This is a genomic window from Ruegeria sp. HKCCE3926 (genome assembly GCF_017872515.1).
Lineage (GTDB): Bacteria > Pseudomonadota > Alphaproteobacteria > Rhodobacterales > Rhodobacteraceae > Ruegeria.
The window spans coordinates 156,651-171,929 of sequence record NZ_JAEDOU010000002.1 but is presented as its reverse complement, the minus strand read 5'-3'; the positions used below and the strand labels follow the sequence as shown (position 1 = coordinate 171,929).

Below are 15,279 nucleotides of genomic sequence, written 5' to 3'. Positions count from 1 at the left end.
GTTATGAACACTGAATGGATCGCCGTCGACTGGGGAACATCTCATTTACGGGCCTGGGCCATGCAGGGTTCGACTGCGCTGGACCATGCGCAATCCGACAAGGGCATGGCGCATGTCGGGCCTGACGGGTTTCAAGCCGCCCTGCTGGATTTGATCGAAAACTGGTTGCCCGGCGCGCCGGTGGATGTGGTCGCTTGCGGAATGGTCGGCGCACGACAGGGCTGGGTGGAAGCCCCTTATTCGACCGTGCCGTCGGACCCCTTGCCGGATGTCCCTATCCGCGTACCCGGATCAGACCCGCGCATTCGGGCCTTTGTCATACCCGGTCTGAAACAAACAACTCCGCCGGATGTGATGCGGGGTGAGGAAACCCAGATTGCCGGATTTCTGGGCGCGCGCCAGAGTTGGGACGGCGTTATCTGCCTGCCCGGAACCCACACGAAATGGGTTCAGGTAAGCGCTGGCGAGGTTGTAAGCTTTCGTACCTTCATGACGGGTGAGTTGTTCGACCTGCTATGTGGTCAGTCCGTGCTGCGGCACTCTGTAGGCCCGGGCTGGGACGAAGACGCTTTCGCCGAGGCGGTTGCGGATACGTTATCAAAGCCCGAACAATTGGCTGCGCGTCTTTTTAACTTGCGAGCGGCGGACTTGCTGCAAGGTCAGGCCAAAGCCACCGCACGCGCGCGCCTTTCCGGATTGTTGATCGGGGCCGAACTGGCCGCGACACGGCCCTATTGGCTAGGGCAGCAACTGGCCATTATCGGAGCAGAAGGCGTGTCGCAGACATATGCAACAGCCTTGCAACGGCAAGGCGCATTCGTGGAAACCGCAAACGCCACCGAGGCAACTCTGGCCGGGCTTGCGCTGGCCCGAAACCTGACAAGGCAAACCGCATGAGCCGTCCCATCATCGCCATATTGCGTGGCTTGCAACCGCACGAAGCCAAAGCCGTTGGCCGCGCCATTATCGATGCCGGCATCGACCGGATCGAAGTGCCGCTCAATTCTCCGGATCCGCTCGACAGTATCGGCACTTTGGTTGATGCGTTTGGAAACCAGGCCCTGATCGGCGCGGGCACTGTTTTGACAGTCGGTCAGGTGGACGCTGTGTCGGCCGCCGGAGGCAAGTTGATCGTATCGCCCAACTATGACGCCGAGGTCATCAAGCGTTCCGTCGCGTTGGGCCTGCAAAGCTGGCCGGGGGTTTACACCCCAACCGAAGCCTTTGCAGCCCTCAAGGCCGGGGCCACCGGTTTGAAGCTGTTCCCGGGGGTGATGGCTGGTCCGGCGGGTTTGGCCGCCTTACGTCCGGTTTTGCCCATAGGCTCGCTTGTTTTTGCCGTTGGCGGTGCCGGACCCGAGAATTTCGGGCAATGGATCAAAGCGGGCGCAGATGGCTTTGGGATAGGCTCTGCACTTTACAAACCCGGAATGGATGTCGCCGAAATCGCCGAGCGCGCCCGGCATATCGTCACGGCCTATGACGAGGCCGCCGGATGAGCACTATCTTTGACGACCGCCCCTGCGAGTTGGGCGAAGGCCCGTTGTGGCATCCTGAAAGACGTCAGCTTTTCTGGTTCGATATCATAGGCAAACGTCTGATGACCCGCGAGCGGGGAATGCCCAAAAGCTGGAGCTTCGATGAACATGTTTCGGCCGCGGGCTGGGTGGATCGCGATACGCTTCTTATGGCGTCGGAAACGGGGCTGTGGCGTCTCGATTTGCAATCCGGAAAGCGGAACTTGATCACGCCTCTGGAAGCCGACAACCCCGTGACCCGTTCAAACGATGGCCGCGCCGATCCGTGGGGTGGGTTTTGGATCGGCACAATGGGCAAGCAGGCGGAACCCGGGGCCGGATCAATCTATCGCTTCTGGAAAGGCGAGTTGAGACGAGTGGTTTCGGATGTGACAATCTCCAACGCGATCTGTTTTGCCCCCGATCGTTCGGTGGCCTATTTCTGCGACACCGCAACGAAACAAGTCAGGCGCTGGCGTCTGAACGCCGAAACCGGGTGGCCGGAAGGCGACAGCGCAGTTTTTCTGGATTTGCGCAAAGAAGGTCTGAACCCGGATGGCGCGGTCATCGATGCCCAGGGGAATATCTGGATTGCACAATGGGGTGCCAGCCGAATTGCGGTATACAAGGCCGACGGCATGTTTCTGAAGGCCGTTGCATTTGACGCATCCCATACGTCATGTCCCGCTTTCGGGGGCGATGAACTGAATACGCTTTTCTGCACAACGGCCCGTCAGGGATTGAACGCAGAAACAATAGACAGCCAACCGACCAACGGCATGACCTTTGCCGCGCGAAATGCAGGTCAGGGTCAGGCAGAACACAAGGTCATCTTATGAAGCCGGAACTGGGCGTTTGTTATTATCCTGAACATTGGCCAGAGGCGATGTGGGCAGACGATGCCGCGCAAATGGTCGAAACAGGCCTTACATGGGTGCGTATTGGCGAGTTCGCGTGGAGCCGCATCGAGCCGCAATCCGGCGTTTTTCAATTCGAATGGCTAGATCGCGCGATTGAGACACTCGGAGCAGCCGGATTGAAGGTCGTGCTGGGCACGCCAACCGCAACACCGCCGCGCTGGATGCTGGACAAACACCCGGATATGCTGGCCGCCGATGAAAACGGCAACCCGCGCAAGTTCGGATCACGGCGGCATTACTGCTTTAGCCATCAAGGCTATATCGACGAATCTACCCGCATCGCACGCATATTGGGTGAACGGTTCGGTAGGAACCCGCATGTCGTCGCGTGGCAGATTGACAATGAATACGGGTGTCACGACACCACTCTCAGCTACAGCGCAGCTGCTCAACAGGCATTTCGCCATTGGCTGGCCGAACGGTACGGAACAATTGAAACGCTGAACCAGGCGTGGGGCAATGTGTTCTGGTCGATGGAATATCGCAACTTCAGCGAAATCGACCTGCCCAATCAAACGGTGACCGAGCCGAACCCGGCTCATGTACTGGCATTCCGGCGCTTCAGTTCGGATCAGGTCGCGGCTTTCAACAAAGCACAGGTGGATGCGCTGCGCCCGTTGACTGATGCGCCGCTTTTGCACAATTACATGGGCCGTATTCTGGACTTCGACCATTTCAAGGTTGGCGCGGATCTGGATATCGCCACTTGGGACAGTTATCCGATCGGTTTTCTGTCGGACCGGCTGGATGCCGACGACGCGCACAAGACCGCCTTTTTGCAACAGGGTGATCCGGACATGCAGGCGTTTCACCATGATCTCTACCGGGCGGTTGGGCGCGGCCGTTGGTGGGTGATGGAACAACAACCCGGCCCGGTGAATTGGGCACCGTATAATCCGGCGCCCCTGCCCGGAATGGTGCGTCTTTGGTCCGTGGAAGCCGTGGCTCATGGTGCCGAGGTGGTGAGTTATTTCCGATGGCGGCAAGCCCCGTTTGCGCAAGAGCAAATGCATGCGGGCTTGCTGACATCGAACAATCACCCTGCTGCTGCACTGGCAGAGGCCCGCCAGACCGCAGATGACCTGAACACGTTGGGCGCGGTGCAACAGATACAGGCCAAAGTGGCCATTCTGTTTGATTACGCCTCGGACTGGGCGTGGACCACACAACCACAAGGCGCGGGATTTGATTATTTCCGATTGGTTTTTTCGGCTTACCGTGCGCTGCGACGGGCCGGTCTTTCGGTAGACTTTGTTTCGGCGAAGGACATTCCCGGTGATTACTCGGTGATCTTTGCCCCCGGTTTGGCCACAATGGATCCTGATTTGGAACAACGTTTGGCAGAGAGATGCGATCTTGCCATTCTGGGACCGCGCGGCGGCGCGATCACCCGCGATTTTCAAATTCCTGAAAAGGGCAGACCCGGTCTGAGAAGGATCGATTGCGATGTTGATCTGGTCGAAACTCTGCCGCCCACGGTTGAACGCGCGGTCAAGGGTGGCGGCGCGGCGCGGCATTGGATCGACCGATTGTCAGGAACGGCCAAAGACTTGCTGAGTTTCGAAGACGGAACACCTGCTCTCAAGGCAGGGGACGGAATCTGGTACTTGGCCGGCTTCCCCGATGCAGACCTTTGGGACCGCGTTATAGCCATGGCGGCGGAAGAAGCCGATTTGACATTGCGCAGGATGCCGCAAGGCCTGCGACTGCGCGAGACGGCCGATCATGCCTTCCTGATCAACTACAACGCAGGACCGGTGGATTGGAACGGGCTCACCGTCGAAGGTTGTGACGTCAAAATCCTGAAACGCAATCCGCCCGAACAAACCTGAGGTCAGTCCGGGCGGATGCCGAGGCTACGAACCTGCGCCGCTATTCGTCGTTTTGCAGGCTATTGGGGTCAAACACCCCGCCGAAACCACTGTTATTGGACGGAGCGTTTTCGGATTCAGGCCCACTATCAGCGCCTTCGCTTTCCTCGCCCCCTAAAGAGTTCGGAGCGAAAACATTGCCAAAGCCGCTGTTGTTCGTCGGTTTCGGGGTGGATTGCGCACCGCCCTGTTCCGCTTCTTCAGCTTCGCGTTGCTTGCGGCGTTCTTCACGCTGTTTACGCAACTCCTGAATACGCTGTTCCGCTTCCAGCTGCTTCTGCTCGCGAATATCGGCGATACACTGCGCCGGATTGTAGGTGGCCGCAGTGCCGACAACTGTGATCGTTGCGACGGCAAATACAACCAACAGAACCGCTGCCATGTTGCCGGAAAAGAAGCTGGGCAGTTTGATCTTGCCGGCCAGCTCCTCAACCGTCGCGTTCTTGCGCGCCGCTGCCACCAGTTCCTGACGTTTCAGCTTGGCTTCGTTCAGCAGAGCGAAGAACACTGTCAGCGCCACGATGATGAAGGCCAGCGCCGAGATTGCGGGTGTGATGCCATACCGGACTTTTTGGGCCAGCTCGATCGTCAACGTCGGGTATTCACCGAAGGTAAAGGTGGTGGTGTTGTAGTTTTCGAACGATGCGAGGAACGCCAACACCGCTGCCGATGCAATCGCCGGACGCATGAACGGCAACAGGATTTTGCGGAAGGCCTGGGCGTGGCTGGCCCCAAGGTCCAGTGCCGCCTCGGTCAGGGCCACGTCGTAGCGCTGCAAGCGTGCCACCAACACCAGCATGCAGTAGCTGGCGATAAAGGTGGATTGGCCGATCACCGTCAGAAAAATGCCATTTGACAGGAAGCTGTCCGCCCCCAGTCCCAGCATCCGGTTGATACGATCCCAGAACACCAGCGTCGAGATACCCAGAACAACACCCGGGATCAGGATCGGAGCGATAATGATCGTATAGTAAGTCGCCCGCAGCTTTGGCCAGATCTGGGTCAGCATCAATGCGCCCGCCAGACCCATGGCCACTGACAGGATGACCGTGCCGATCCCGATGATCAGTGAGTTCTTGATACCGTTCAGGATGCGCTGATCCTGAAACAACTCGCCAAACCACTGGAAGGTCAGGCATTCCCACGGGCTCATCCGCGGGAAGCCGGACGAGTTGAACGCGGTGATCGACATGATCACAAGCGGGCCAAGCAGATACAGGAAGAAGATCGCCAGATAGACCCAGATGCTTATGCGGAGAAAGGAATTGTTCATTTCCCGATATCCCCCATGTTCACTTTGAACAGGCGCATCATGGCCAGCACGAACAGGATACAGGTCACCAGCAGGACGATCGCATAAGCAGCCCCTTGCGGCCAGTCGTTGTTATCGTTGAACTGCTGATAGATCAGCTGTGTGAACCACAGCGACGACGGCCCGCCCAGGATTTGCGGTGCCGCCAGCGCGCCCGCAGACAGCATGAACACCATCGTACAGCCCGAACTGATCCCTGGCTTGGCATAAGGAATGACCACACGCCAATGTATCCGCCACCACGACGCGCCAAGGTCGCGCGCGGCTTCGATCTGATTTTTGTCCAGGCTTTCTATGACGTTATACATTGGGAAGATCATCAGCAGAATATAGGCATAGCCCAGCCCGGCATAGAGTGCGATATCGTTTCGGATGAAGTCGAACGGCGTATCCCAGACCCCCAGCCCCACGAACAACGTGTTCAGAACACCGGTTTCACCGAAGATAATACGCAACGCAAAGGCGCGCAGGATTTCGTTGATCCAGTAAGGGATGATCAGCATGATCGCGAAGATGCGGATATGGCTGCCTTCGGACTGCCCCAGATAATAGGCGATCGGATAGCAGATGATCAGGTTGAAAATCGTGACGCAAACGGCCGCCACGAGGGTGCGGAAGAACACCCGCAGGTCAACCGTGTTGTAATCCTGACTGCCACCTTCGGGGCCGTATATCAGGTACTTGTAGTTCTCCAGCGTATAGACGTCCTTCGGCCCGCCAATTTCTGGTGGGGGCAGGTTTGGACGGAACGAGAAATCCAGCATCGACAGCTGCGGCAGGATAATAAGGCCGATTGTCCAGAACAAAACCAGACCCAGGATCGCCAAGCCCATACCGGTGCCGTTGCGATTGAAGAATTCTTTCAGAAATCGGGGCATGAACTGTTCCCCTTATTCCGCAGCCAGCTCACCCGCGGGAACGACGACGGCATTATGCGTCTCGTATTCCAGCGTGATGTTCTGTCCGGTGTGGTCCTCGAAGGATTGCCCATGGTTGGGGATCGAGACCTTGATTTCCTTTCCGCCTTCGCCTTCGGTGAAGATGTTGAAGACGTTGCCTTCGAACTCTTCATGATTGACCCGGGCGGTGACGAAGTGATCGCCCGTTGCGCCATCGGGGGCAATTGCAAAGGCCTCGGGGCGGATGAACATCATCGCGTCATCACCTTCTTTCATCTTGCCCTGATTGGCCGTCGAAATCCTTGCCACCAGATCCCCCGAACGGTTGGTCGAGATCAAAGCTTCCTTGCCCATCACTTGCTTGATTTTACCGCGGAACACATTGTTTTCGCCAACGAATGAAGCCGCAAAAGCCGTGTTGGGATCGTTGTAAATCGTCTTCCCGTCGGCAATTTGATCAATCACACCGGCACGCATGACGGCGATATTGTCCGACATGGTCAGCGCTTCACCCTGATCGTGCGTGATGTAGATGAAAGTAATGCCGACACGCTGTTGAATTTCACGCAACTCGGTCCGCATGTGCTGGCGCAGCTTCAGGTCAAGTGCCGACAGAGGCTCATCCAGCAACAGCACGTCCGGTTCGGCGCACAGAGCACGGGCAATAGCAACACGCTGACGTTGACCACCTGACAGTTCACTTGGCAGTTTGTCCCCTTGCCCCGGTAACGCAATCATGTCCAGAAGCTCATCGGCGCGCCTGCGGCGTTCGGCAGCACTGGCCCCTTTGATTTCCATGGAAAACGTGATGTTTTCCCAGACCTTCATCAGCGGGAACAATGCGAGGTTCTGAAAGATCAGCGCCGTCGGGCGCTTGTTGGGCCCGATGCCACGCATATTGTTGCCACCAATCAGGACGTTGCCTTCGCTTGGTTCAAGAAAGCCGGACACTGCCCTCAGAATAGTTGTTTTTCCGCAGCCCGATGGCCCGAGGAAAGAAAAGAAATCTCCCCCGTTGATGTTGACGTTTGCATCGCGCACGGCGACGAAGTCACCGAAACGGATCCACAGGTTTTCCAGATCGACTCCGACCCCTGCACTCATTTTTGGTTTCTCCCTGAGGTGCGTGTTGTCACCACACAGTATTAGCGTCCGCCACGCCGGGACGGCGCGCAGATGGGTGCCCCCCGCAGGATGCGGAGGGCGAAGGTTCGGAACGCTTAAGCGCTTTTGAACTTGTTGACGAACTCGGTCCGGGTTTCAGCATACCACGGCGCTTCTGCAGGCCACGGATTGAGGTTGGCCAGCGAGTCGCCCGGATAGGCCTCGGCAAAGTTCTTCTTGTAGGTGTCGCCGGAATACTGGTCGGCCCCTAATACCGGCGAGTTGTAGCCATGACTGTCAATGGCGACACCGGCCGGCTTGGCCTGATAGGCAAAGTCGATAAAGGCGTAAACCTGATCGATATTCGCGGCACCAGTCGGCATGGACATACCATCCACCCAAGCCATCGCACCTTCGACGGGTGCCTGATAGTGCACCGGCTCACCTGCGGATTTCAGTGCAAGGGGTGGGCCGTCCCAGGTTTGGCCAACGACAACGCCTTCGTTCAGAAGACCGTTCTTCTGTGTATCGGCGTCGTTCCAGATCAGCTTGATGCGGTCCTTGCGTGCAATACACCAGTCGGTGATCTGGCCCCAAACCTTGCGCATGGTGTCTTCATCACCATATGCCGCCCAGACCGAACCCGGCTCCATCTCGCCAGCGCGTTCCATGTAAAGACCGGCGCCCAGCATCATGGAATGCGCGCGGCCCATGGTTTTGCCAGCGTTCGCTTCCGACCACACGTCGCCATAGGACGGCGCATCACCATCCGGCAGCCACAGGTCAGTACGATAAGCAATACCTTCTGTACCCCAGATATGCGGAAGCCAGTGCGCACCTGAATCGCCAAAGTTCCACGCATCAGTACCAATCTTTGCCATGGCCGGGTTCACCAGATCGATCGGAACCTTGTTCATGTCGAAGGGCTGGAGCAGCTCCAGCGGTTCCCACTGCAACGACCGGTTGTTGGTCGGTGAAACGATATCAAAACCCTGGCCCTTGGTGGCCTTCATCTTGTTGATGATCTCTTCGTTCGAGCCGATGCCGGTATAGTTCACCTTGATTCCGGTCAGAGTCTCAAACTCTTCGATGAAACTGGGCGGCAGGTAGTCCGACCACATCAGAATGTTGATTTCGCCCGACGACGCCAGAGCGCTCTTGCTGTAAAGGGGTGCCGCAAGTGCCGCAGCACCTGCGCCTTTCAACACAGAGCGTCTCGAAAGTGACGAATGTTTAGCCATAGGTGATCTCCCGTTGTTGGATGAGTTTATTTTTGTCTTTATATTCATAGGACATATTCATAGGACTTTCTGTGCCCGTTCGTCAGTCCAAAAGTGACAGTTTGCGGAAATCTTATATCCAGTTTTTGTTTTTGACACGTTTTGGTTGAATCTCAGGGCGTTAGTTTACCTGCCAGACTGTGAATTCGTGCGCGCCGACCGGATCAGAGCCGATCAAAATTCGTCGTGATCCACCACCAGGCAGGGGTTTGGACATGTCACCAAAATTGAAGGCAAAATGCAACGTACCGAAGCGGGTTACACGTAAGTCTGGATCGCAGTCCAGAGGCTTCAGCCCTGCCCATTCCAAGACATCGCGCATAATCTCGTGCAAGAGCGCACCGCAGGGCACCATGGCCAGATATGTCGCACGATCCGACCGGACAACCGCTGGGCTGGCGTCGCAATAGGCACTTTTGAAGCGCGCCAGGACATTTGCCTCGGTCTCGATGATTTCGCGCCAACCGGCAAAGTCAAAAAGCTGACCGTTCTGCAACAGCACGGATTCTCTTGCAATATCCGGCAGCGATTCGACACGGACGACACGGACGCCGGTCAGATCCGCCAACGCACCCGGCGCCAGATTTGAAGGCGTCTGCATTTGAGCCGTCTTGCTGCCGGACCGGGCACCAATCAAAAGCTTTGCCCCCGAAGCCTCAAGTCTTGCGGCCAGATCCGGGGTCACGATCATGCTTTGCGGCAGCACGATCAGGGCGTAACCTTCCAAACCATCCTGGGGACCCACAAAATCAATGTCCACCCCCAGACTGCGCAAGGCAGTGTACCATTCACGGAAGATATGGGAATTGGGGAAGTCATCATCATGCGGCAGAATATCGGCCGCCCAGATCGAAGCGTAATCCAGCATCATCGCCACCGAGGCTTTTCCGCGCGTCGTCGGCGGAAGGTTTTCACGATCCTTCACAATTTGAGCCAGTTCGAGCGCGGCTTGATCCACACTGCCATCCGAGCGCAGCAAGGCTGTATGGTATTGCTCCTGCGCGAACTTTGCCTGTCGCCATCGAAAGAACATCACAGCTTGCGCGCCGTGTGCATATGCGGCCCAGGTCCAAAGCCGAACCATCCCTTCGGCTGGGGAAGGGTTTTGTGCCGCCCAGTCCACCGGCCCCGGCTGCTGTTCCAACACCCATACCCGCCCCCGCCCCTGACTGCGATACAGGTCACAATGAAATCCCTGATAATCAGGCGCGCCGGTTCGCAGATAACGGCGCTTTTCCTTCTCTGACAGGGTTGAGCCCATCAGATTACCCAGCGGGTAGCTGTCAAAGCCGACGATATCCAGATCGGCGGCCACTGCGTGGTGATCGAATTCGAAACTGCCGGCCATGAAGTTGTGCGTGATATCTCGACCCGGCGCATGTTCGCGCAGCACGTCCACCTGTGTCTTGTTGAACAACCGCACCCGGTCCGAGGAATAGCGCCTGAAATCAAGGGCATGGGTGGGGTTGGGTGTAGCGACCAGACCATTGGGCAGTTCAATCTGGTCAAAGCCGGAATAAAGGCTCCCCCAGAACACAGTCCCCCAGGCCTCGTTCAATGCGTCAATTGTGCCGTATCGTTTTGCCAGCCAGCGCCGAAAGCCCGCCCGTGCGGCATCGGAATAGCTGAGAACGGTGTCGTGGTCATTGTATTCATTGTCGATCTGCCAGGCATGGACATGCGGGTTCTGGCCATACCTGGCGGCATATTCCGTGGCGATCCTTTGCGCCTCGGCCAGGTACACGTCACTGGAAAAACAATAATGTCTGCGGGAACCATAACCCCTGACCCGGCCGTCCGGGCCAACCGGCAGAATTTCGGGGTGCTCATCAATCAGCCATTTGGGAGGCGCAGCCGTTGGAGTCGACATCATGACCCGCAGGCCGGCCCGCCCCAGAAGCTCGATGACGTCATCCAACCAGTTCCAATGAAACCGGCCGCGTTCCGGTTCAATCAGACCCCAGGTGAACTCGGCGATTCGAACCCAATCCAAGCCCATCTCGACCATCCGCGCGGCGTCACTGCGCCACTGGGACGGGTCCCATTGTTCGGGGTAGTAGCAAACCCCAAGCTCCAGTTTGCTCATCGGTTGTCCTTTGCCGTGCGCCGTTCGATCCATTTCAGGAAGCTTGCGCAACAGAGGGTGAGTACCACATACAGAATTGCTGCCGTATTGAACGGCGCAAAGGGCAGAAAGCTTGCTGCCTGAAACTCTCGCATCCTTTGGGTCATGTCGCGGACGGACAGGATGGACAGCAACGAGGTATCCTTGATCATCGCGATGAATTCGTTGCCCAATGGCGGGGTGACGATCCGCAGGGCTTGCGGCAGAACGATCAGCCGCGCCGTCTGCCAGCGCGACAAGCCCAGCGAACTGCCTGCTTCCAGTTGCCCTTTCGGGATGGCCTCGATCCCAGATCGGAATATTTCCGCCATATAGGCCGAATACCCGACCGAAATCGCGATGATCCCGCGTGTCATGTTGGTCATATCAATGCCGCCCCCCGTGGCATCCTTGACCGCGCCCGCCAAGGGCAGGCCAATGTAAAGAATGATCACCAACATCGGAATGCCGCGTATCGTGTCCACGAAAAATTCGGCCCCGACCGCCAAGGGATGCAGCTTGTGCTGTGCGCCGCCAATGGTCAGCGTCAGCAGCAGAAAGCCGAAAACAGCAAAAGCCAGAGCGGGATTCCGGTATTTGTCAGGCAAGAAACTGGTCTGCCACAGAACTGGATAGCCTTGTGAATGAGCATCCACGGGAACAAACGCTCCGGAAACGCTGTCGACGGTTTCAATCTGCTCCAGGGCGGCCGCTGCATCAGTGGCGCTGCGTATGCGGTATTGTTGTTCGCCGGCACCGTCGAACTCTCCAAACCGGATGATGTCAGCCTGCGCCTGTGGTGTGCCGCGCACAATGGCAATGCGCCCTTCGGTGCTTCCGACCAGAACGTAACTGACCTGCGGCTGCATGAAGAAAAAGGCTGATATCGCAAGCAATGACAGGCTGATGGAACCATACAGAATCGTGGTGCGCGCCCGTGGTTTGAACGATTGCAGCCCCACCCAGATCAAGCCCAGAATGGCCGAGAAGATATAGGCGAAGATGGCTGCGCGAAACGTAATGGCAACGCCCGTCGCGAACTGCCAGTGGGCCATGAACATCAGATAGAACAAAACCGCACCTGTAAGGCATTCCAGCCCCAAAAGAACGCGCCCGCGCCAAGGGGGTTGCAACCGCACCGACAGCAGGCTCAAGGCGACAACAGCTGTGTATGCGGCCAGAAGAACTTGCAGTCCTGTTTGAATCTGGGTCACGACTTCGGGATACAACACCCACGTCTGACTGGACCGGTCGATCAGGGTTGATGTGTTCTCGCTGAGCGCATGAAAGAAAACGGATTCCGCGAAGGGCATCAAAAGCTGTGGAGATAAAAAGCTTATGACCAAAAGCGCAATTGACGCGGGCAGCGCCGCAAGGGCCGAAGCGCGCAACCAGCCGGGGGCGTGATTGGCAAAACGTGCATACCGGGCGCAGAGATATCCAAGGATTGCAACCGAGACGATCAGCAGAAAGCCGACGAAAATCGGCCCTGCATTGTTGCCGATCCCCAGAATTGCAATCAGAGATCGCAGATATTTCGAGGACGTGGCGAACAGATAGACGATGAAGGGAGCGGCTGCGAGCAATACAAGATTGCTCGGGCGGATCGTGCTGAGACGCGACATGGAACTTCTCCGCTGAAACATGGCCCGGCAACGACTGCCGCCGGGCCCAGAAGGGCTTGGAGGATCAGTTTGTGCCCCAGTATTTGGCCTTCAGCGCGTCCAGCGTGCCGTCTTCCTGAATAGCGGCAAGACCGGCATTGATTGCATCCACTGTCGGGTCACCTTCCTGAAACACGATACCCAACGGATCGGATTGCAGGCCTGTGATGCCTACGGTCAGTTCTCCGGCAAACTCCTGCTCGTAGGCCGCGGCAGAGGTGCCATCGATGATCACCCCTTGTACATCTGCGTTCTGAAGCGCCAGGATAGCCGCCGAGAAATTGTCGTAGAGGCTGACATTCTCGCGCCCTACAAGCTCTTCCGCCAGTTGGGCGTTGGTCGTCGCGGTTTGTGCCGCCAGTTTCTGGCCACCCGCTTTGAAATCCTCAAGCGTCAAATCCGCGTTGTCGACTTGCAGCAAAATGGCCTGACTGACAACGATGTACGGTTCGGAAAAGTCCATAGTTTCTTCACGTTCGGGCGTGATCGATACGCCCGAGATGACCAGGTCGAACTCACCCTGTTGAAGCGCCGCAAAGATGCCATCCCAGGCGGTGTTTACGAAATTCGGAACGCAATTGATCTTTTCACAGATTGCATTCATCACATCGACATCAAAGCCTACGATTTCGCCAGTTGTTTCGTCGACGGTTTCCATCGGGGGATAGGTCGCATCCGTTCCGATCTTGAGAACGCGACCTTCCAGATCGGCGGCAAAGGCCGCAGGCGCTGTCAGCATTGCAAGCGTTGCAACGGCAAATAGGTTTTTGAACATGTTCGGTTTCTCCTCTGTTGGCTCAGTTGGTCTGCGCCATACCCGGCGCCGGGGTGTCAGGTTGCCGCTCGATCAATGTGGCCCTGATCTTTTTTTGCGTTTCCGACGGTTCAACGCCGTCCAGTGTTTTTAGCATGAATTCACCCAGCAGGCGGCTGGTCTCGCCGATTGGCAAATAATAGGTGCTGGGCGGGGGGACGAAATACTGGCTGAGTTTCAGATCGTCGTTTGAAATGACGACGACATCCCTGCCGACCTGAACGCCAATATCGGCGGCGGCGGATAATGCGCCAAGGGTCAAAGCCTCGTTGGCGCAAATGATGGCGTTTGGCCGGTTGCGCATTCGCATAAGCGCCGCAAAGGCCCTTTGCCCGGTCTTCGCCGTGGTCGGGCCGGGAAGAACAAGGGCCGGGTCAAACTCCATGCCACCGGCCGACAAAGCATCAGAGTATCCCTGAAGTCGTTGACGGGCATAGATCAGGTCATCCGGCGGGTTGATAAGCGCTATCCGCCTGTGCCCCAATGCCAGCAGCCGAGACGTTGCATCAAAAGCAGCAGCCTGACTGTCGAGATCCACGTAAGGATGTGGTTGGGCACTGTCACTCATCCCGTATGTGACAAACGGAAATCCCTCATCTTGCAGATAGGCGATACGCGGGTCATTCACCCGAGTTCCCGAAAAGATTACGCCGTCTGCCAACCCTTCCTGTACAATGGAATGCAGGGTCTGCAATGCGGCTTCAACATCTCGTACACTGAAGACACTCAACTCATAGCGTGACCCTTGAACCGCGTCGGATATTCCGGCCAGGATCCGGGTGAACTCCACACCCTCCCACTCTTCAGCGGCACTGCCCGAAACGCTGACCAATACCGCAATCCTGTAGGATTTATTGGTGCGCAGCTTCAGGCCGTCCAGATTGACCCGATACCCAAGCTCGGACGCCGCCTTTTGGATCTCTTCCCGCGTTTCCCGTTTAACCGACGAAGCGCCGCGCAGGGCGTTTGAAACCGTGCCTACTGAATAGCCTGTCATACGGGCGATCGATTTGATCGTTGCCCGCGCCATCAGCCGATACCCCCAAGCCGTTCAGTCAAAAACAACCGCCCCATTTGCAAGGTGCGCCTGTGATCGGCGGTTTCATCATGCTCGACGAAAAGGTCGGTGCACTTGGTGCTTGAAAGGGCTCGTATCGTGGCGTCCCAATCGACAACACCCTCACCCGGATTGCGCCAGCGCCTGTCGCCTGATCCGCCCTGCGGATCCACGTCCTTTGCATGAACCGACAGGATGCGATCCGCATGGCGCACCAGCAGGTCAGCCACGTCCTGACCGGCCGCGACAATCCAACCGATATCGGGCTGCCAATAGATGTTTTCTTGCGCCAGAATCAGTTCAAGAGGTGTTTTTCCCGGCGCGCCGAACAGATCAAAGTCGTGGTTGTGATAGGCCAAACTGACGCCGTGATCTCCAAGTTGATCTGCCCAATCGGACAACTGGCCCGACACTGCCTTCCATCCCTCGACAGTGCCGGGCCGCGCCTGTGGCGCCAGCCAAGGCATGACCGCCACCTGGCATTCCAAAAGGTGCAGTACTTCAACGATCTCGTCGAAACGCTCGTGGAACTCCTCCCAATCAAAATGTGCAGAACGAAGGTTAAGACCTGATTGATGGACGATGCGTGCCATCTCTTGCGGTGTCATATCATGCAGACCGGTAGTTTCGATATCCGAAAACCCGCAAGCGGAAACCAACTTCAGTTGGTCCGAGAGGTCACCGTATTGCCGAACCGTGTAAAGCTGCGCCGATACCCGCATTTTTCACCATTGAAA

General features: G+C 57.1%; 13 protein-coding genes. 4 read left to right on the top strand and 9 right to left on the bottom strand.

The genetic code is table 11. The features are described 5' to 3' along the window. Window positions 1–3 precede the first annotated feature (3 nt). From I9184_RS09005 to I9184_RS08990, 4 genes are read left to right on the top strand one after another with little or no spacing between them, the layout of a single operon-like run. Window positions 4–897 carry a 2-dehydro-3-deoxygalactonokinase gene (locus I9184_RS09005; protein ID WP_171636113.1) on the top strand — a complete coding sequence of 298 codons (894 nt, stop codon included), beginning with the start codon at window positions 4–6 and terminating at the stop codon, window positions 895–897. Continuing rightward, window positions 894–1,499, top strand: coding sequence for a 2-dehydro-3-deoxy-6-phosphogalactonate aldolase (locus I9184_RS09000; RefSeq protein WP_209833907.1), 606 nt, complete (start codon window positions 894–896; stop codon window positions 1,497–1,499). Before I9184_RS09005 ends, I9184_RS09000 begins: the two co-directional genes overlap by 4 nt. Then, entirely contained in the window at window positions 1,496–2,356 is an 861-nt protein-coding gene (locus tag I9184_RS08995) for an SMP-30/gluconolactonase/LRE family protein (protein ID WP_209833905.1), read from the top strand. The genes I9184_RS09000 and I9184_RS08995 overlap by 4 nt, the downstream gene beginning before the upstream one ends. Further along, window positions 2,353–4,269, top strand: coding sequence for a beta-galactosidase (locus I9184_RS08990; protein WP_171723779.1), 1,917 nt, complete (start codon window positions 2,353–2,355; stop codon window positions 4,267–4,269). Before I9184_RS08995 ends, I9184_RS08990 begins: the two co-directional genes overlap by 4 nt. Before the next feature lie 40 nt (window positions 4,270–4,309). Here the strand turns inward: I9184_RS08990 and I9184_RS08985 are convergent, their stop codons facing one another. From I9184_RS08985 to I9184_RS08945, 9 genes are all read right to left on the bottom strand, one after another. After that, on the bottom strand, window positions 4,310–5,581 hold the full coding sequence (locus tag I9184_RS08985; protein WP_209833903.1) for an ABC transporter permease: 1,272 nt from the start codon (window positions 5,579–5,581) through the stop codon (window positions 4,310–4,312). After that, window positions 5,578–6,498, bottom strand: a complete 921-nt coding sequence (locus tag I9184_RS08980) for an ABC transporter permease (RefSeq protein ID WP_209833901.1) — start codon at window positions 6,496–6,498, stop codon at window positions 5,578–5,580. Before I9184_RS08980 ends, I9184_RS08985 begins: the two co-directional genes overlap by 4 nt. Before the next feature lie 12 nt (window positions 6,499–6,510). Beyond that, a complete protein-coding gene (locus I9184_RS08975) occupies window positions 6,511–7,623 on the bottom strand; it encodes an ABC transporter ATP-binding protein (RefSeq protein ID WP_171636122.1) in 1,113 nt (370 codons plus the stop codon). Between the two features lie 116 nt (window positions 7,624–7,739). After that, a complete protein-coding gene (locus I9184_RS08970) occupies window positions 7,740–8,864 on the bottom strand; it encodes an extracellular solute-binding protein (RefSeq protein ID WP_171723781.1) in 1,125 nt (374 codons plus the stop codon). A 160-nt stretch (window positions 8,865–9,024) separates the two neighbouring features. After that, on the bottom strand, window positions 9,025–10,989 hold the full coding sequence (locus I9184_RS08965) for a beta-galactosidase (RefSeq protein ID WP_209833900.1): 1,965 nt from the start codon (window positions 10,987–10,989) through the stop codon (window positions 9,025–9,027). Continuing rightward, window positions 10,986–12,632: an amino acid ABC transporter permease gene (locus I9184_RS08960; protein ID WP_171636128.1), complete on the bottom strand. Its 1,647-nt coding sequence runs from the start codon at window positions 12,630–12,632 to the stop codon at window positions 10,986–10,988. The genes I9184_RS08965 and I9184_RS08960 overlap by 4 nt, the downstream gene beginning before the upstream one ends. Window positions 12,633–12,696: 64 nt before the next feature. Next, window positions 12,697–13,446, bottom strand: coding sequence for a basic amino acid ABC transporter substrate-binding protein (locus tag I9184_RS08955; protein WP_209833898.1), 750 nt, complete (start codon window positions 13,444–13,446; stop codon window positions 12,697–12,699). Between the two features lie 22 nt (window positions 13,447–13,468). Continuing rightward, window positions 13,469–14,515, bottom strand: a complete 1,047-nt coding sequence (locus tag I9184_RS08950; protein WP_209833896.1) for a LacI family transcriptional regulator — start codon at window positions 14,513–14,515, stop codon at window positions 13,469–13,471. Beyond that, on the bottom strand, window positions 14,515–15,264 hold the full coding sequence (locus I9184_RS08945) for a sugar phosphate isomerase/epimerase (RefSeq protein ID WP_171636134.1): 750 nt from the start codon (window positions 15,262–15,264) through the stop codon (window positions 14,515–14,517). Before I9184_RS08945 ends, I9184_RS08950 begins: the two co-directional genes overlap by 1 nt. Between the last annotated feature and the right edge of the window lie 15 nt (window positions 15,265–15,279).